At 77.1% G+C, this 20,082-nt stretch carries 1 protein-coding gene; it reads right to left on the reverse strand.

What is annotated here, in order from left to right:
- Positions 1-166: 166 nt before the first annotated feature.
- A complete protein-coding gene (locus tag ABZ261_RS13420; RefSeq protein WP_356858525.1) occupies positions 167-20,071 on the reverse strand; it encodes a non-ribosomal peptide synthase/polyketide synthase in 19,905 nt (6,634 codons plus the stop codon).
- Positions 20,072-20,082: the final 11 nt, after the last annotated feature.

The following is a 20,082-nucleotide window of genomic DNA, read 5'->3' on the forward strand; positions in this document are numbered from 1 at the left end:
CCTCAGCGGTTCTCAGCGGTTCTGCAGCGGTCCTGCAGCGGTTCTTCACGGTCCGGCAGCGGTCCTTCATCGGTCCGGCCGGGCTGTGCGCCGGTCGGGGCGCGGGGTGAGCGGGGACCGAGCCGGGCGGTCCTCCGGTGCGGCGCCTCGCGGGGCCGGAGTCCTGTCACCGGCCTCCCCTGGCGTCGCGGGCGAGGTGGCGCAGGGCCTCGGCGAACTCCTCGGCCACGCGGCGCACGGTCGCCGTGTCGTGGACGCCGGGCCGGTGGTGCCAGGTGAAGGCGAGGCGGCCGTGCTGCACCGCGCCCACCACCTCCACGGGGTGCGAGCCGGGGTCGCGGGGGTCGTGGTCCTGCCCGAAGGAGCCGTGTTCGGCCCGGATCAGACCGCCGTCCGCGGTGTCGGGGCGGGCGTCCCACTGGCCCAGGTAGTTGAACACCACCTGGCTGTGTGCGCTGCCGCCGAGGCGCTCGCGGACCTCGGGCGGGCCGAACGTGCGCAGGGCGCCGAACCCGATGCCGTTGCCGGGCACGGCCCGCAGCTGGCGGCGCACCGACTTCACCAGGGACCGCCAGTCCCGGTCCGGCCCGGGGCCGGCCGGGTCGGGCACCTGGAGGGCGACCGGGTAGACGGTGGTGAACCAGCCGACGGTACGGGACAGGTCCACGCCGTCGAGCAGGTCCTCGCGGCCGTGGCCCTCCAGGTCGAGGCGGACCCGGTCCTGGCCCGTCCAGCGGGCCAGCGCCAGTGCCAGGGCGGCGAGCAGCACGTCGTTGACCCGGGTGCGGTAGGCGGTGGGCGCCGAGCGCAGCAGCGCCGCGGTGTCCTCCTCGTCGAGTTCCACGCCCACCGCGGCGGCGGGCGCCGGGTCCGGGTCCGGCGCCGGGTCCGCCGGAGCGGGTTCGGCGCGCACGGTCTGCTCCCAGTGCGGCAGTTCGTGGTCGAGGCCGCCCTCGGCGACGTGCGCGGCGAGCCTGCGGGACCACTCCCGGAAGCTGGTGCCGCGCTCCCCGAGCGTGACGGTGTCGCCCTTCAGCGCCTGCCGGTAGGCGGTCTCCAGGTCGTCGCGGAGGATGCGCCAGGAGACGGCGTCCACGACCAGGTGGTGGGCGACGAGCAGCAGCAGGGGGGCCCGGTCCGGTGCGCCGGTGAACAGGGCCGCCCGCAGCAGCGGTCCGCGGGCCAGGTCGAAGCCGGCGTGCAGCTCGTCCGCGGTCTTCGTCATCGCCGCGTCGGCCTCCTCGGCGGACAGCCCGGTGAGGTCGTGGCGGACGAGGACGTCGTAGTGGCCGGCGGGCGGCGGGTCGAACTGCCGCCAGCCGCCGTCGGCGTCGCGGGTGAACCGCATGCGCAGGGCGTCGTGGTGGTCCAGCAGCGCGTCGAGCGCGGCGCGCAGCGCACCGGGGTCGGCGGCGGTGTCGAGTTCGAGCAGCGCCGACTGGTTGAAGTGGTGGTGGGCGGCGCGCGGGGTGGTCAGGAACCACTCCTGGATCGGGGTGAGCGGCACCTCGCCGGTCACCGGGCCCTCCCCTTGCCGCCGGGGGGCGTCGCGGACGACGGTGGCGAGTTCGGCGACGGTCTGGTGGGTGAACAGGTCCCGGGTGGCGATGTGCAGGCCGTCGCGGCGCAGCCGGGAGACGACCTGCATGCTCAGCACGGAGTCGCCGCCGAGCGCGAAGAAGTTGTCGTCGGCGCCGACCTCCTCGATGCCCAGCACATCGGCCCAGATGCGGGCGATGCGGCGTTCGGCGTCGGTGCGCGGCGCGGTCCGCGGGCCGTCGCCGGCCTGTGCGGGCCCGGGTGCGGGCAGCGCCCGCCGGTCGGTCTTGCCGTTCGGGGTGAGCGGCAGCCGGTCCAGCGGCACGAAGACCGACGGCACCATGTGCGGGGGCAGCAGCCCCGCCAGGTGCAGCCGCAGCTCGCCGACGGGCGGCGGGGCGGCGTCCGGGCCGGCCGGGACGACGTAGGCGACGAGCCGGGCCGGGGCGCCGGGCGTGTCGCCCTCGCGGACGACGACGGCCGCGTCGCGCACGAGGGGGCTGCGGCGCAGCGCGCTCTCGATCTCGCCGGGCTCGATGCGGAAGCCGCGCAGTTTCACCTGGTCGTCGGCGCGGCCGGCGAAGCGGAGCCGGCCGTCGGCGGTCCAGCGCACCAGGTCCCCGGTGCGGTACATCCGCTCCCCCGGCGCGCCGAACGGGTCGGCGACGAACCGCCGGGCGGTGAGCCCCGGCCGGCCGAGGTAGCCGCGGGCGAGACCCGGCCCGGCGAGGTACAGCTCTCCCGTGACGCCGGGCGGGACGGGACGCAGGGCGGTGTCGAGGACGTGGACGCGGGTGCCGGCGGCGGGCCGCCCGATGGGCGGGGCGCCCGTGCCGGGGGTCAGCGGGCCGGTCCAGGTGGCGACCACGGTGGCCTCGGTGGGCCCGTACGAGTTGATCATCCGGCGGCCGGGCGCCCAGGTGTCCACCAGGTCGGCCGGGCAGGCCTCGGCGCCCACGATGAGCGTGCGCAGGTGGGGCAGGGCCGCGGCCGTCGCGGCCGGGACGGTCGCGAGGGCCGCCGGCGGGATCAGGGTGTGGGTGATGCGCCGCTCGGCGAGCACCTCCGCCAGCCGTTCCCCGACCAGCGGCCCCTCCTCGCCGGTCACCAGCGCGGCCCCGCTGAGCAGGGAGACGCACAGCTCCAGCACGGAGGCGTCGAAGCTGGGCGAGGCGAACTGCAGCACCCGGTCGCCGGGGCCCGCCGCGTACTGCTCGGCGGCGGCCGCGGCGAAGGAGGCCAGGCCCCGGTGGGTGACCGCCACGCCCTTGGGGGTGCCGGTGGAACCCGAGGTGTAGATGACGTACGCGGGGTGGGCGGGGGTGAGCGGGCAGCGGCGGTCGGCGTCCGTGGGGGCCGTCTCCGGCCCGTCGGCGGCCCACACCGCGGCGGGGTCGCCGAGGACCAGGTGGGCCCCCGCGTCCCGGATCATGAACTCGCGGCGCTGCGGCGGGTAGTCCGGGTCCACCGGCAGGAACGCGCCGCCGGCCTTGACCACGGCCAGCTGGGCCACCACCGTCGCCGCCGAGCGGGGCAGCGCGACGGCCACCACCCGCTCCGGTCCGACGCCGTCCGCCAGGAGCCGGTGGGCCAGCCGGTTGGCGGCCCGGTCCAGCTCGGCGTACGTCACCCGCCGGTCGCCGTCGATCAGCGCCACCGCGTCCGGGGTCCGGGCGGCCTGCCGTTCGAACAGGGCGGGCAGGGTCGCCTCGGGCACCGGGCGGAAGGCGCCCCGCCCCTGCGCGAGCAGCGCCCTGAGCTCGTCGTCGGTGGCCAGCGGCAGCGCCCCGAGGGGACGGTCCGGGTCCTCGGCGACGGCGTCCAGCAGGGTGCCGAGCTGGCCGGCCATCCGCCCGGCCGTGGCCGCGTCGAACAGGTCGGTGTTGTAGGTGAGCAGGCCGTGCAGCTCCCCGGAGCCGGTCTCGGCGAACTCCAGGGTGAGGTCGAACGCGGCCTGCTCCGACTCCGGTTCGACGTCGGTGACGTCGATGCCGGGCAGGTCGAGGCCCGCCGCGGGGGTGTTCTGCAGGACGACCATCACCTGGAACAGGGGGGTGCGGCTGGTGTCGCGGACCGGCTGCACCTCGTCCACGACCCGCTCGAACGGCACGTCCTGGTGGGCGAAGGCGTCCAGCACCGTCTGCCGCACCGAGTCCAGGAACGCGGTGAACGGCAGCTCGGCCTCGACCCGGGAGCGCAGCACCAGGGTGTTGACGAAGAACCCGACGAGGGCCTGGGTCTCGGCCCGGTCCCGGCCGGAGGTGACGGTGCCCACGGCGATGTCGTCGGCGCCGGAGAGCCGGGCCAGGTAGGTCTGGGCGGCGGCGACGAGCGCGGTGAACAGGGTGGTCCCCCGGTCCCGGGCGAGCCGGGCCAGCCGGCGGGCGGTCCGGGCGGGCACCACCACGGGGGTGGTCGCGCCGGAGCTGGTGCGCACCGGCGGCCGGGGCCGGTCGGTGGGCAGGTCCAGCGGGGCGGTGCCGGCCAGGTGCTCCTTCCAGTAGCCGAGCTGCTCCTCGGCGTCGGCGGCCGCGGCGGTGCGCTGCCAGTGCGCGTAGTCGGCGTACTGCACCGGCAGCGGCGGCAGCGCGTGCGTCTCCAGGCCGAGTTCGGCACGGTAGAGGTGGGCGAGGTCGCCGAGCAGGACCGAGGTGGACCAGCCGTCGGTGACGATGTGGTGCAGGGTGAGGGCGAGCACGTGGTCGTCGTCGGCCAGCCGGACCAGGCAGGTGCGCAGCAGCGGTCCCTGACGCAGGTCGAAGGGGCGGGAGCGTTCCTCGGCGAGCAGGGCCCGCAGCGCGGGTTCCTTCCCGGGGTCCGCGGCCCGCGACAGGTCGTGCACCGGCAGCGGCGTCCGGTGGGGCGGGTGGATGCGCTGGACGCCGTGGCCGTCGACGCTGTCGAAGGTGGTGCGCAGCGACTCGTGCCGGGCCACCAGGGCGTCCAGGGCCGCGCGGAGGGCGCCGGTGTCCAGGGCGCCGCGCAGGCGCAGGGCGAGCGCGGTGACGTACTCGGCGCCGCCGGGTGCGAACTCCTCCAGGAACCAGAGGCGTTGCTGGGCGTACGACATCGGGGCGGCCCCGTCGCGGGCCACCGGCACGATCTCCGGCCGGCCCGAGCCCTGCCGGGCGCCGAGCAGCCGGGCCAGTCCGGCGGGTGTGGAGTGGGTGAACACCGCGCGGGGGGTGAGGTCGGTGTCGAAGGCCTCGGCGAGCCGGGAGGCGAGCCGGATGCTGAGGATGGAGTCGCCGCCGAGCTGGAAGAAGTCGTCCTCGACGCCCGGCGGTTCGATGCCCAGCACCTCGCCGAACACGTCGGCCGTGCGGCGCTCCGCCTCGTCGCGCGGCTCGACCCGCCCGGCCGGCTCCTGGGCCGCGGGCGCGGGCAGGGCCGCCCGGTCCACCTTGCCGTTGCCGCTGAGCGGGAGGGCGTCGAGCGGGACGACGGCGGTGGGGACGAGGTAGTCGGGCAGGGTGCGGGCGGCGAAGGCGCGCAGTTCCCCGCCGTCCCGCCCGGCCGGTCCGACCACATAGGCCACGAGCCGTTTGGCGCCGGGCCGGTCCTCACGGGCCAGCACGGCCACGTCCACGACGCCGGGGTGGGCGGCGAGCGCCGCCTCGACCTCGCCGGGTTCCACCCGGAAGCCGCGGATCTTCACCTGGTCGTCGGCGCGGCCCAGGAACTCCAGGGTGCCGTCGGGCCGCCGCCGGGCCAGGTCGCCCGTGCGGTACATCCGGGCGCCGGGCGGGCCGTAGGGGTCGGCGAGGAAGCGGGCCGCGGTGTCGCCGGGACGGCCCAGGTAGCCGCGGGCCACGCCCTCCCCGGCGACGTACAGCTCGCCCGCGCAACCGGGCGGCACGGGCCGCAGCCGGGCGTCCAGGACGTGGACCCGCATGTCGTCCAGCGGGCGGCCGATGGGAAGGGTGCCGGGCACCTCGGCGGCGTCGGCGACGGCGTGGGAGGTGGCGAAGGTGGTGGTCTCGGTGGGTCCGTAGCCGTCCACGACGGTCAGGCCGGGGCAGGCGGCCAGGACCCGGCGCACGGCCGCTGCGGGGACGACGTCGCCGCCGGTCCAGACCTGGTCGAGGCCCCGGAAGCAGTCGGGCGCGTCCTGCGCGAGCAGCCGGAACAGGCCGGCGGTCAGCCACAGCGCGGTCAGCCCGCCGTCGGCGGCCAGTCGGCGCAGCAGGGCCGCGTCCACTCCGTCGCCGGGGGCCACGACCACCCGGCCGCCGTTCAGCAGCGGCGCCCACACCTCGAAGGTGGAGGCGTCGAAGGCCACCGGCGAGTGCAGCAGCACCCGGGCGCAGGCGCCGCCGGAGAAGCGGCAGTCGGTGGCGAGGGCCGCCACGTCGCGGTGCCGTACGGCGACCGCCTTGGGCAGTCCGGTGGAGCCGGAGGTGAACATCACGTACGCCAGCCGGTCCGGGTCGGCGGGCGGCAGTTCCCGCTCGGCGACGGCGCCGGCGCGGGCCGCGGCGACGTCGGCGGCGGTGAGCCGGACGGTCGCGCCCGCCTGGGCGAGCAGGGTGCGGCGGCGGTCCTCGGGGGCGCGGGCGTCCACGGGCACGTAGGCGCCGCCCGCCATGAGCACCGCGAGCTGGGCGACGACGAGTTCGGCGGAGCGGTCCATGAGCAGCGCCACCCGGTCCTCGGCGGCGAGCCCGCCGGCGACCAGCCGCGCCGCCAGGCGCCCGGCCCAGTCGGCGAGCTGACCGTAGGTGAGCTCGCGGTCGCCGTCGCCGACCGCGACGGCCCCGGGGGTGCGGCGGGCCTGCGCGGCGAACACGTCGACCGGGCTGCGCGGGGCGGCCGGGCGGGCGGTGGTGTTCCAGGCCGCCAGCAGGTCGCGGTCGGCCGGGGTGAGCAGGCCGAGGTCGTCGATGCCGGTGTCGAAGCCGTCGGCGAGGGCGGTGAGCAGGGCGGCCAGGCGGTCCGCGGCGCGCCGGACGGTGCCGGGGTCGAACAGGGCGGGGTCGTAGGCCAGGTCGAAGGCGAGGCGTTCGGCCAGGTGGGCGCGGAGGCACCAGGGGAAGGTGGTGGCGTCGTCGGCGCGCACCTCCTCGACGCGGACGCCGGTGCGGGCCGCGGCCGCCTCGTCCACGGGGTAGTTCTCGAACACCACCATGCTGTCGAACAGCGGCTCGCCGGACGGGACGCCGGTGACCGCCTGGATGCGGGGCAGGGCGAGGAAGTCGAAGCGGCGGGCGTCGCTCTGCCGGTCCTGGAGCCCGCGCAGCCACGGCAGCACGGGCCCGGAGGGTATCCGGACACGGGTCGGGACGGTGTTGATGAACATGCCGATCATGCCTTCGACTCCGGGCAGTTCGGCGGGCCGGCCGGAGACGGTGGTGCCGAACACCACGTCGTCCCGGCCGCTGTAGCGGGCCAGCAGCAGCGCCCAGGCGCCCTCCACCACGGTGCTGACGGTGAGTCCGGCGCGGGCGGCGGTCTCCCGCAGCCGCTGCGAGACCGTCGTGTCCAGCTCGTGGTGGACGGCGGCGGCGGACCGGGCGCGGTGCGCCTCGGCGGGTGTGCGGTCGTACGGCAGCGGCGTGCGGGCGGTGAACCCGGCCAGGGCCTCGGCCCAGTGCCGCTCGGCCGCGGTCTCGTCCTGTGCGCGCAGCCAGTGCAGGAAGTCCGCGAAGGGCCGCCGTGCCGGTGGCGCGGTGTGCGGGCCGCCGGTCAGTCCGGCGTAGCGTTCGCACACCTCCGTGAGGAGCTGTCCGGTGCTCCAGCCGTCGAGGACGATGTGGTGGGTGGACCACAGCAGCAGCACCTCGTCGCCGGGCAGCGCGGCCAGGGTGAGGCGGGTCAGCGGCGCGGCGGTGAGGTCCATGCCCGCCGCGCGGTCCTCGGCGAGCAGCCGCTCGGTGGCCTCGGCGCGCTGTGCGGGGGTGAGGGTGCGCCAGTCCAGGTGGGTGACGGGCAGGGCGGCGGCGCGGTGGACGACCTGCACCGGGTGCGGCAGGCCCTGCCAGTGGACGCTGGTGCGCAGGGCCGGGGTGCGGTCGGCGACCTGCTGCCAGGCCGCGGCGAAGGCGCCCGGGTCGGCCACCCCGGACAGGCGGACGGCGGTGCGGTCGAAGTAGGCGTGCTCGGTGTCGACCAGGCCGTGGAAGAGCATGCCGGACTGCAGCGGGGTCAGCGGCAGGACGTCCTCGACGTGCCGGCCGTCGCCGACGAGCCGGTCCAGCCGGTCCTGGGTGAGGCCGGCGAGGGGGAAGTCGGACGGGGTGCGGCCGCCCGCGCCGGGACGCGCGCAGTGGGCCGCGATGTCCCGCAGGGCCGCGTTCGTCTCCTGGGCGAGCCGGCGGACGGTGGCCTCGTCGTAGACGGCCGCCGGGTAGGTCCAGCCGAGTTCGAGCCTGCCGTGCTGGACGACGCCGGTGACGTCCAGGACGTAGGGGCGGGGTTCGCCGGGGTCGGTGTCGCGGCCGGCCGGGGGCAGCGAGCCGCGGATCAGTCCGCCGGCGCCGGGGCCGCCCGCGTCCCACTGCCCGTGGTAGTTGAAGCCGACCTGCGGGGCGGGGGCGCCGGTGAGCGGGCTGCCGGGCGACAGGTGCCGCAGGGCGCCGTGGCTGAGGCCGTGCAGCGGCACCGCGCGCAGCTGCTCCTTGACCGAGCGGAGGGTGTCGTGCCACCCGGCGTCCGGGTCGACGCGCAGGGCGAGCGGGAACTCGGCGGTGAACCAGCCGACGGTCCGCGACAGGTCGAGGTCCTCGAACAGGTCCTCCCGGCCGTGGCCCTCCACGCCGAGCAGCACCGTGTCGCGTCCGCACCAGCGGGCCAGGGTGCGGCCGAGGGCGCTCAGCAGGACGTCGTTGACCTGGGTGCGGTAGACCTCCGGGACCTGCCGCAGCAGGGCGGCGGTGGTCTCGGCGTCCAGCGTGACGGTGACGGTGGCGGCGGTGCCGTAGGTGTTGGGGCCCGGCCGTCCGGCGGGCAGTTCGGCCGGGGCGGCGCAGGTGCGCGTCCAGTACGGCAGGTCGGCGTCCAGGGCGCCGGAGCGGGTGTGCCGGTCGAGCCGGGCCGCCCAGTGGGCGTACGAGGTGCCCGGGGCCAGCTCGGGTCGGCGGCCGGCCGCGGCGGCCCGGTGGGCGGTCTCCAGGTCCGACAGCAGGATGCGCCAGGAGACGCCGTCGATCACCAGGTGGTGGGCGGTGACGACGAGTTGCCCCGGCTGCCGCGGGCCGCGGTCGAGGAACAGGACGCGGACGACCCTTCCCTCGGCGGGGTCGAGGGCGTTCTGCGCCTCGTCCGTGAGCCGCTGCGCTTCCGACTCCACCGCCGCGTCGTCCAGTTCCGTCAGGTCGTGGCGGGTGAAGACGCCGTCCGGCGCCTCGGGCAGGACCTCCTGGCACCAGCCGTCGCCGGTGCGCAGGAAGCGGGTGCGCAGGGCCGCGTGGTGGCGCACGAGGGCGTCGGTGGCCTGCCGCAGCGCCGGCGCCTCCGTGCCCGGGGCGAGCCGCAGGCGCTGGGTCATGGTGAAGCGCAGCCGCTGTCCGGGGCCCCGGTCGTCCAGGTACCAGTGCTGGATCGGGGTGAGCGGCGCCCGGCCGGGGGTCTCGTCGGCGGCGGCGGGCCGCGGCGCCGCCTCGCCGACGCGCAGGGCGAGTTCGGCGACCGTCTGGTGGCGGAAGACGTCCTTGGTGGTGAGGGCGAGCCCGGCCTGGCGGGCGCGGGAGACGATCTGGATGCTGAGGATGGAGTCGCCGCCGAGGGCGAAGAAGTTGTCCCGGGCGCCGACCCGTTCGACGCCGAGCACCTCCGCCCAGATCGCGGCGAGGCGTTCCTCCGTGCCGGGGCGCGGGGCGACGTAGCCGGTGGTGCTGTCGGGCTGCGCGGGCGGGGCGGGCAGGGCGCGCCGGTCGGTCTTGCCGCTGGTGGTGCGCGGGATCCGGTCCAGCGGGACGAACGCGGCGGGCACCATGTGGTCGGGCAGGCCGCGGCGCAGCGCGATGCGCAGGGCGTCGGGGGACGGGGTCCGGCCGGGGGCGGGCACCACGTAGGCGACCAGCATGAGGCGGCCGGCGTGCTCGCGCGCGGCCACCGCCGCGTCGGCGACGTCCGGGTGGTCGAGGAGGGCGGCCTCCACCTCGCCGGGCTCGATGCGGAACCCGCGGATCTTGACCTGTTCGTCCACGCGGCCGAGGAACTCCAGCAGCCCGTCGTCCAGCCAGCGGGCCCGGTCCCCGGTGCGGTACATCCGCTCCCCCGGCGCCCCGAACGGGTCGGCGAGGAAGCGGGCCGCGGTCAGCCCGGGCCGGCGCAGGTAGCCGCGGGCCACCTGCGCCCCGGCCAGGTACAGCTCGCCGGGCACGCCGGGCGGCACCGGGCGCAGGGCGCCGTCGAGGACATGAGCCCGCAGGTTGCCGCCGGGGCGGCCGATCACCGGGCGCTCGGGCCGGTCGGCGCAGCGGGCGTAGACGGCGTCGACGGTGCACTCGGTGGGGCCGTACATGTTGTACACGGCCACGCCCGTCTCCTCCTCGGCCCGCACGAGTTCGCGCCAGGCGGAGGGGGTGACGGCCTCGCCGCCGACGAGCAGCAGGCGGGGGTGGTGGCGGCCGGGCGCGAGCAGGCCGGCACGGGTGAGTTCGCGCAGGAAGGACGGGGTGACGTTCACCAGGTCGAGGCGGTCCCGGTCGACCTGGGCGCAGAACGCCTCCGGGTCCAGGCGTACGTCCTCGTCGACGAGGTGGACCTCGTGGCCGAGGGCGAGGAGCAGCGGTCCCTCCCAGGAGGTGTCGAAGGAGAAGGAGGCGCTGAGCGCGGCCCGCAGCCGCCGCCCGCCGGCGGTGTGCGGGGCGAGCAGGTGCGCGCGGTGGTCGTGGCAGAGGTTGACCAGGTGCCGGTGCTCGACGGCGACGCCCTTGGGGCGGCCGGTGGAGCCGGAGGTGTAGACGAGGTAGGCGGTGTGCCCGGGCAGCAGCGGCCGGACGCGGTCGCAGTCGGCCGGGTCGTGGTCGGGCAGCCGGTCCCAGGGCACGTCGCCGAGGCCGGTGAGCAGGGTGTGCGGCCGGGCGTCGGCGAGGAGGAACTCCTGGCGCTCCCGCGGCAGTCCGGGGTCCAGGCAGAGCAGCGCGGCGCCCGCCTTGAGGACCGCGAGGACCGCCACCATCAGGTCGGAGGTGCGCGGGAGGCGGACGGCGACCACGTCCTCGGGGCCGGCGCCCCGGGCTATCAGGTGGTGGGCGAGCCGGTTGGCGCGCCGGTTCAGCCCGGCGAAGTCCAGGCGGGCGTCCCGGGCCACCAGGGCGGTGCGGTGCGGGGTGCGGGCGGCCTGCGCCTCGAACAGGGCGGGGAAGCCGGTGTCCGGCTCGGGCAGGCGGGCGCCCTCGCCGTACCGCAGGACCTGGCGCCGCTCGTCGGCGGTCATCAGCGGCAGGGCGTCCACGGGACGTGCCGGGTCCTCGGCGGCGGCCTCGAGCAGGATCCGCAGCCGTGCGGCGAGCCGCTCGGCGGTGCCGGCGTCGAAGAGGCCGGTGTCGTACTCCAGGTAGCCGGTGAGGCCGCCGTCGCTCTCCACGAAGTCGAAGGCGAGGTCGAAGGTGGCGTTGCGCACCGGCGGGGTCACCGGCTCCACCGTGAGGCCGGGCAGCCGGGGGGTCCGGGCGCCCAGGTTGTGCAGGGCGACCATCACCTGGAACAGCGGGGTGCGGCTGGTGTCCCGCTCCGGCCGGAGGGCGTCCACCACGCGTTCGAAGGGCGCCTCCTGGTGGGCGAACGCCTCCAGGACGGTGGCGCGCACCTCGGCGAGGAGGTCGCGGAAGGGCAGTCCCGGGCGGACGCGGGCGCGCAGGACCAGGGTGTTGACGAACATGCCGACGAGGTCGTCCAGTTCGGGCCGCTCACGGCCGGCGGTGACGGTGCCGACGGTGACGTCCTCCTGGCCGGCCCAGCGGGCGAGCAGCACCTGGCAGGCCGTCACCAAGGTCATGTAGAGGGTGGCGTCGGCCTCCCTCCCCCGCTCCCGCAGCCGCTCGGTGAGGCCGGCCGGGAGGGCGAAGGTCACCAGGGCGCCGTCCCGGGTGCGGACGGCCGGGCGGGGACGGTCGGTGGGCAGCTCCAGCGGGGTCACGCCGTCCAGGGCCTGCCGCCAGTGCGCGAGGTCGGCCTCGGCGCGGTCGGCGCGGCCGCGCTGCCAGGCGGCGTAGTCGGCGTAGCGGACCGGCAGGGCGGGCAGGTCGGGGCTGCGGCGCTCCAGGGCCGCCGCGTACAGCTCGCCGAGGTCGCGGCCGAGGACCCCGACGGACCAGCCGTCGGTGACGATGTGGTGCACGGCCAGGACGAGGACGTGCTCGTCGGCGGCGAGCCGGGCCAGGCGGGCCCGCAGCAGCGGTCCGGCGGCCAGGTCGAACGGCGTGGCGGCCTCGCGTTCCAGGAGGGCGTCCAGGGCGGCGGCGTCCGGCAGGTCCTCCAGCGGGAGGTCCACGGGCCGCGGCGGGTGGACGACCTGGTGCGCCTCGCCGCCGGACTCGGCGAACGTGGTGCGCAGGGTCTCGTGCCGGGCGACCAGGCCGTCCAGGGCGGTGCGCAGGGCGGCGGTGTCGAGCGGGCCGCGCAGGCGCAGCGCCGACAGGGTCGTGTACTCGGTGCTGCCGGGCTCGAACCGGTCGAGGAACCACAGGCGCTGCTGGGCGTACGACAGCGGCGCGGGGGCTTCGGGGTCGGCGGCCGGGATGACGTCGGCGCCGCCGTCCGTCCCGGGGTCGCCCAGCGCGGCCGCCAGGTCGGACAGCCGGGAGTGGGTGAACAGCAGCCGCGGGGAGACGTCCGTGCCGAAGGCGGCCCGCAGCCGGGAGGTGACGCGGACGGCGAGGATGGAGTCGCCGCCCAGCGCGAAGAAGTCGTCGTCGGCGCCGGCCTCGTCGATGTCCAGGACGTCCGTCCACGCGGCGGCGACGGCGCGTTCGGCGTCGGTGCGCAGCGGGGTGCGGGGGCCGTCGGCGGCGAAGCCGTCGGGCCCGGGGGCGGGCAGGGCGCGCCGGTCCAGCTTGCCGTTGGCGGTGAGCGGCAGCGCGGCCATCGGCACGTAGGCCGCGGGCACCATGTGGGCGGGCAGCAACCGCGCGGCGTGGGCGCGCAGTTCGGCGGCGGAGGGCGGCGGTGCGGCGCGGTCGCCGGTGCCGGCGCCGACGACGTGGGCGACCAGGCGGCGCGTCCCGGCCGCGTCCTCGTACACGCCGACGGCGGCGGCGCCCACGCCCGGGTGGCTGTGCAGGGCGGCCTCGATCTCGCCGGGCTCGATCCGGTAGCCGCGGATCTTGACCTGCTGGTCGGCGCGGCCCAGGTACTCCAGGGTGCCGTCGGCGCGCCGGCGGGCCCGGTCCCCGGTGCGGTACATGCGGGTGCCGGGCCGTCCGAACGGGTCGGCGACGAAGCGGGTGGCGGTGAGGCCGGGCCGGTTCAGGTAGCCGCGGGCCAGTCCTTCCCCGGCGACGAACAACTCGCCCACGGCGCCCGGCGGCACGGGCTGCAGACGGTCGTCGAGGACGTGGACGCGCAGGTCGGGGATGCCGGTGCCGATGGGGCCGGCGACGCCGGCCCGGGCCGTCGCGCGGTCCAGCGGGGCGTAGGTGACGTGCACGGTGGTCTCGGTGATGCCGTACATGTTGACCAGCCGGGGCGCGGTGTCCGGGTGGCGGGTGTACCAGTCGGCGAGCCGGGACACGTCCAGCGCCTCACCGCCGAAGATCACCGTGCGCAGCGCCAGCCGCGCGCCGGTGTCGGGGAGTTCGGCGTCCGCGCGCATCAGCGGGTAGAAGGCGGACGGGGTTTGGTTGAGCACGGTGACCCGCTCGTCGGCGAGCAGGCGCAGGAAGTCCTCCGGGGAGCGTGCGGTGTCCTCGGGGACGACGACGAGCCGGCCGCCGTGCAGCAGCGGGCCCCACAGCTCCCACACCGAGAAGTCGAAGGCGTAGGAGTGGAACAGCGTCCACACGTCGTCGGGGCCGAAGCCGAACCAGTGCCGGGTGCGGGTGAACAGCCGCACCACGTTGGCGTGCGGGACGACGACGCCCTTGGGGCGGCCGGTGGAGCCGGAGGTGTAGATGGCGTAGGCGGGGCTCTCCGGCAGCGGGCGCCGGGCCGGGTCCGCCGGGCCGGACGCCGGGCGCCGGGCCAGGTCGGCGCGCACACCGGGGTCGTCGAGGAGCAGGACGGGCACGTCCGTGCCGGCCGGGGTGTCCCGCGTGGTGACCAGCGCCACCGGCCGGGCGTCGGCCAGCAGGCTCCGGACGCGTTCGGCGGGCAGCTTGGGGTCGACGGGCAGGTAGGCGGCGCCGGTCTTGAGGACGGCGAGGACCGCCACGACGAGGTCGGTGGAGCGGGGCAGCGCCAGGGCGACGAACGTCTCGGGTCCGGCGCCGAGTTCGGCGAGCCGGTGGGCGAGGCGGCCCGCGCGGGCGTCCAGGGTGGCGTAGTCGAGGCGGTCGTCGCCGCAGCTGACGGCCTCGGCGTGCGGAGTGCGGGCGGCCTGGGCGGCGAACAGGTCCGCCAGGGTGTCGGCGGGCCGGCCCTCGGCGGTGCCGTTCCACTCGGTCAGCAGCCGGCGCCGCTCCTCGGCGGTGGTCCAGGCGAGGGCGTGCAGCGGGCGGTCCGGGTCGTCGGCCAGTTCGGTGAGCAGCAGGCACAGCCGGCCGGCGAGGGCCCGTACGGTGGTGGCGTCGAACAGCTCGGGGTCGTAGGCCAGGTCGAAGCCGAACCGCTCGCCCTGGTGGGCGCGCAGCACGAGGGGGTAGTTGGTGGCGTCCCGCGAGGAGACGTCCGCGAGGCGTATCCCGGTGGCGGCCGAACGGGCCCGGTCGAAGGGGTAGTTCTCGAAGGCGACCATGCTGTCGAACAGCGGGGTGCCGGCGGGCACGTCGCTCAGGCCGGTCAGCTCGGCGAGGGACACGGCGGCGAACCGGCGTGCCTCGGCCTGCGCCTCCTGCAGCTCCCGCAGCCAGTCGGCGGCGGTACGGCTCTCCTCCACCCGCACCCGGGTGGGCAGGGTGTTGATGAACATGCCCACCATCGACTCCGCGCCGGGCAGGTCGTCGGGGCGCCCGGAGACGGTGGTGCCGAACAGCACGTCCCGCTCGGCGCTGTAGCGGGCGAGCAGCAGCGCCCAGGCGCCCTGCACCACGGTGCCGAGGGTCAGGCCGGCGGTCCGGGCGGTGCGCGCAAGGCGGGCGGAGACCTCGCCGGACAGCGCGGCCGTGTGGACGTCCGCGGACCGGGTCTCGTGCCCCGGGCGCCGGACGCGGTCGGCGGGCAGCGGGGTGGGCGTGGCGAATCCGTCGAGGACGGCCCGCCAGTGGGCGCGTGCCGCCTCGGTGTCCTGGCCGGCCAGCCAGCGCACGTAGTCGCCGAACGGCCGCCGCACCGGGGGCCGCGGTTCGGCGCCGGAGGTGAGGGCCGCGTACTCCTCGAACACCTCGGTGAGCACCTGGGCGAGGCTCCAGCCGTCCAGGATCAGGTGGTGGGAGGTCCACAGCAGCTGCAGCCGGGCCTCGGGCAGGCGGACGAGGGTCAGCCGCATCAGGGGCGCCGTGCCGAGGTCCAGGCCGCGCGCGAGGTCGTCGGCGCGCAGCCGGTCCAGCCGCTCGGCCCGCTCGGCCGCGTCCAGTTCCCGCCAGTCCAGCTGCTCCACCGGGACGGTGACCCGGCGGTGCACGACCTGGAGCGGCACGGGCACGTCCTCCCACACCACGCGGGTGCGCAGGGCGGGGGTGCGGTCGGCGACCCGCTGCCAGGCCAGGGCGAGGGCGCCGGGGTCGGTGACGCCCTCCAGCAGCAGGGCGGCCTGGTCGACGTACACGTCGTCGGGTCCGCCGACCAGCCGGTGGAAGAGCATGCCCTCCTGCAGCGGGGTGAGCGGGAGCAGGTCCTCCACGTCCCGGCCGTCCCCGGCGAGGCGGTCCACGCCGGCCTGGTCCAGGCGGGCCAGCGGGAAGTCGGAGGGGGTGCGGCCGCCCGCGCCGGGCCGGGCGCAGTGCTCGACGACGGCGGCGAGCGCCCGCACCATGCCGTCGGCCAGCCGCCGTACGGTGCCGGCCCGGTGGACCCGGTCGCTGTAGTGCCAGGTGATCTCCAGTTCGCCGTCGGACACCGCGGCGGAGACGTCGAGCAGGTGGGTCAGCCGCGCGCCGGGGTCGGTGTCGCGGCCGGGCACGTCGGCGACCGGCGCGAAGTCCCGCCCCTCGGACGTCTCCCACTGGCCGTGGTAGGTGAAGCAGACCTCGGGCAGCGGGGTGCGGGCGAGGGCGGCCGCCTCGGGGCGGGGCGAGCCGAGGTGGGCCAGCGCCTGGTAGCTCAGGCCCCGGCGGGGCACGGCCCGCAGCCGCTCCTTGACGGCCTTGAGCGTCGCGCCCCAGCCCTCCGGGCCGGCGGGGCCGGCCGGGGTCAGCGTGACCGGGTACTGGGTGGTGAACCAGCCGACCGTGCGGGACAGGTCGGCGCCGTCGGCCAGGTCCTCCTCCCGGCCGTGGCCCTCCAGGGCGACGGTCACCCGGTCCGCGCCCGTCCAGTCGGCGAGCACCCGCGCCAGCGCGCTCAGCAGCACGTCGTTGACCTGGGTGCGGTACACGCCGGGCACCCGCCGCAGCAGCGCCTCGGTGGTGGCGCGGTCCACGCGGGTGCGCACGGTGCGCACCGAGCCGGCGAGCGGGGCGCCGGGGAGGTCCACGGGCAGCGGGGTGCGCGGCTCGGCGGTCTCCCGCGTCCAGTACGGCAGGTCGTCGTCCAGGTCTCCGGCCCGGACCCGTTCGGCGAGCCGGTGCGCCCAGTCGGCGAACGGGGTGTGCTCGGGCTCGAGCAGCGGTTCCCCGCCCGCCGCCGCCTGCCGGTAGGCCTGTTCCAGGTCGGCGAGCAGCACCCGCAAGGAGACGCTGTCGACCGCCAGGTGGTGGACGGCGAGGAACAGCCGCGGCCGGTCGGCGCCGGTCAGCAGGGCCGCCCGCAGCAGCGCTCCGCCGGCCGGGTCCAGGGCCGCGCGTGCGGCGTCGGCGGCGTCGGCGGGCGGGACGTCCGGGGCGTGCCGGGTCAGCAGCGCGGTGGCCGGGCCGGCGCCGGGGTCCTGCCGCCAGCCGTCCGGGGTGCGGGTGAAGCGCGCGCGCAGCGCGGGGTGCCGGGCCACGAGGGCTTCCAGCGCCCGTTCCAGGGCCCGCTCGTCCAGGTCGCGGGGCAGGTCGAGCAGCATCGACATGCTGAAGTGCCGCAGCGGGCCGTGGGTGGCGAAGAACCATTCCTGGACGGGGGTGAGCGGGGCGGGCCCCTCCTCGTGCGGGCGCCGGGGGGCGGGCGAGGCGGTGGTGCGGTGGTCCGCGGCGGCGGCCAGGTCGGCGACCGTCTGGTGCCGGAAGACGTCCTGCGAGCCGATCCGCAGCCCCGCCGCGCGGGCCCGGGAGACGGCCTGGATGCTCAGGATCGAGTCGCCGCCCAGTTCGAAGAAGTTGTCCGTGACCCCCACCCGGGCCACGCCGAGGACCTCGGCCCAGATGCCGGCCAGCGTCTCCTCCGCGGGGGTGCGCGGGGCGACGAACTCGCGTTCCGGCTCCGCGGCCTCCGGTGCGGGCAGGGCACGGCGGTCCAGCTTGCCGCTGGTGGTCAGGGGCAGCGCGTCGAGGGTGGTGAAGGAGGAGGGCACCAGGGCGTCGGGCAGGACGCGGCGCAGGGCCGCCCGCAGGTCGGCGGCGGCCGGCCGGGCGGCGCCGGGCGCGGGGACCGTGTAGGCGGCGAGGCGGGTGTGGCCGTGCGCGTCGGGCACGGCGACGACCGCGGCGGCGCCGACGCCGGGCAGGGCGAGCAGGGCGGCCTCGATCTCCCCGGGCTCGATGCGGTGGCCGCGCACCTTGACCTGGTCGTCGGCGCGCCCGAGGTAGTCGAGGCGGCCGTCGGCGGTCCAGCGGGCCAGGTCGCCGGTGCGGTACATGCGGGTGCCGGGCGGCCCGTACGGGTCGGGCAGGAAGCGGGCCGCGGTCAGGCCGGGCCGGCCGGTGTAGCCGCGGGCGAGCTGCGCGCCCGCCAGGTACAGCTCGCCGCCGACGCCGGGCGGCACCGGCTGGAGCCGGTCGTCGAGGACGTAGGCGCGGACGCCGGGCAGGGGGCGGCCGACCAGCGGGCGGTCCCCGCCGTCGACGCGGCAGGACAGCGCGTCGACCGTGCACTCGGTGGGGCCGTAGAAGTTGTGGGCGGTCACGTCCGGGTGGGCGGCCAGTTCGCGCCACAGGGCGGTGCCGATCGCCTCGCCGCCCAGCATGAGCACCCGGGGGCGGTGCCGGGGATCGGTGAGCAGTCCGGCGGGCAGCAGCTGCCGCAGGTAGGAGGGGGTGACGTCGAGGAAGTCGATGCGGTGCTCGACCACGTACTCGACGAGGGCGGCCGGGTCCATCCGGGTCGCCTCGTCGACCAGGTGCAGCGGGTGGCCGTCGGCCATCAGCAGCACGCCCTCGAGGGAGGTGTCGAAGGAGAACGACGCGGTGAGCGCCACCCGCAGCGGGCCGCCGCCGGCCTCGGCGACGAAGCCCGCGCGGTGGGCGGCCAGCAGGTGCGCCGCGGACCGGTGGGCCACGGCGACGCCCTTGGGGCGGCCGGTGGAGCCGGAGGTGTAGATGACGTAGGCGGTGTTCTGCGGGTGCAGCCGGCCGTTCCGGTCGGCGTCGGCCGGGTCGGTGTCGGGGGCCGTGGCGGGCGCCGCGCGCAGGGCGGCCTCGTCCAGGACCAGGGCCGGGCGCGCGTCGTCCAGCAGGTACCGGAGGCGTTCCTCGGGCAGGGCCGGGTCCAGCGGCAGGTAGCCCGCGCCGGACTTCCAGGTGGCGAGGATGGCCACGATCATGTCGGCGGTGCGCGGCAGGCGCAGCGCGACCAGCCGTTCGGGGCCGGCGCCGAGGGCGATGAGGTGGTGGGCGAGCCGGTTGGCGCGGGCGTTGAGCGTGCCGTAGTCGAGCCGTTCCCCGCCCGCGACGAGGGCGAGCGCGTCCGGGGTGAGGGCGGCGCGGCGCTGGAACAGCTCCGGGTAGGTGGTGTCCTCCACCGGGTGCGCGGGCGGGTTCCAGTCGTGGACGACCTGCCGGATCTGCTCGGCGGACAGCAGGGGCAGGCCGCCCAGGGGGCGGTCCGGCGCGCCGGCGGCGCCCTGCAGCAGGCGCAGCAGCTGCCCGGCCATCCGTTCGGCCGTGGCCGCGTCGAACAGGTCGGTGCGGTACTCCAGCAGCCCGGCCAGCCGGTCACCGTCCGGTACGAACTCCAGGCTCAGGTCGAAGGTCGCCGCGTTGCGGGGCACGGTGACCGGTGAGGTCTCGAGCCCGTGCGGGGCGGTCGCGGCGGGCGGGTCGGGGTGCAGCAGCACCAGTACGTCGAACAGCGGGTTGCGGCCGGCCTCGCGGGGGGCGCCCACCGCCTCCACGATCCGCTCGAACGGCGTGTCGCCGTGGGCGAAGGCGTCGTTGACCGTGTCGGCCGTGCGTGCCAGCAGGTCGCGGAAGGAGGCGGACGCCTCCACCGTGGTGCGCAGCGCGACGGTGTTCACGAAGAACCCGACGGCCCGTTCCAGGTCGGTGCGCGAGCGGCCGGGGGTGAGGGAGCCGACGGTGATGTCGTCCTGGCCGGACCAGCGGGCCAGCAGGGCCTGGGCCGCGGCGACCAGAACGGTGTGGAGGGTGGTGTGCTGCTCCCGGGCGAGGTCGCGCAACCGGGCCGTGAGGGGGGCGGGGACGGTGAAGGCGTGGACGGCGCCCTCGCCGGCCTCCTCGCCGCGCCGCGGCCGGTCGAGCGGCAGCTGCGGGGCGACCGCGCCGGACAGCCGCTCCCGCCAGTGGGCGAGATGCCGTTCGAGGCGCGCGCCGGAGAGCTGTTCGCGCTGCCACACCGCGAAGTCCGGGTACTGCGTCGCCACCGGGGGCAGGTCCGGCTCGGCGCCCCGGGCGAGGGCGTCGTAGGCGGTGCACAGCTCGTCCAGGACGACGCCCATCGACCAGCCGTCGGTGACGATGTGGTGGGCCGTCAGCAGCAGGACGTGGGAGGCGGCGGACTCGCGCAGCAGCAGGGCGCGCACCAGCGGCCCCTGCCCGAGGTCGAAGGGCCGGGAGTACTCCGCCTGCAGGTCCGCCTCCAGGTCCGCGGTGTCGCGGACCGGCAGCAGCACCGGCCCGGCCGGGTGCACGGTCTGCGCCGGCCGGCCGTCGGTCTCCGCGAACGTGGTGCGCAGCGCCTCGTGCCGGGCCACCACGGCGGTCAGGGCCTCGCCCAGCGCCGCCCGGTCGAGCGTGCCGGTCAGGCGCACGGCGACCGCGCTGTTGTAGCGCGCGTCGCCCGGCCGCAGCCGGTCCAGGAACCACAGGCGCTGCTGCGCGAAGGACAGCGGCAGCGGGCGGTCGCGGTCGGCGCGCGGAATGCCCTGCCGGGCGCCCGGGGCCGCCGCTGCGCCGGCCCGGCCGGCCAGCCGCCGGCGCAGCGCCTCCCGCAGGTCCTCGGGCAGCGCCTGGGCGCGGTCCCGGCGGGAGGGCTGGGCGGCGCCGGAGGGGTTCGAAGGGGTCGAAGACGTCATGGTCGTCGGAT

Source organism: Streptomyces sp. NPDC006193 (genome assembly GCF_040613915.1).
Classification (GTDB): domain Bacteria; phylum Actinomycetota; class Actinomycetes; order Streptomycetales; family Streptomycetaceae; genus Streptomyces.

Bases quoted from the DNA above. Each gene is read 5' to 3' on its own strand.
- ABZ261_RS13420 (WP_356858525.1), bottom strand. From the start codon at position 20,071: ATGACGTCTTCGACCCCTTCGAACCCCTCCGGCGCCGCCCAGCCCTCC.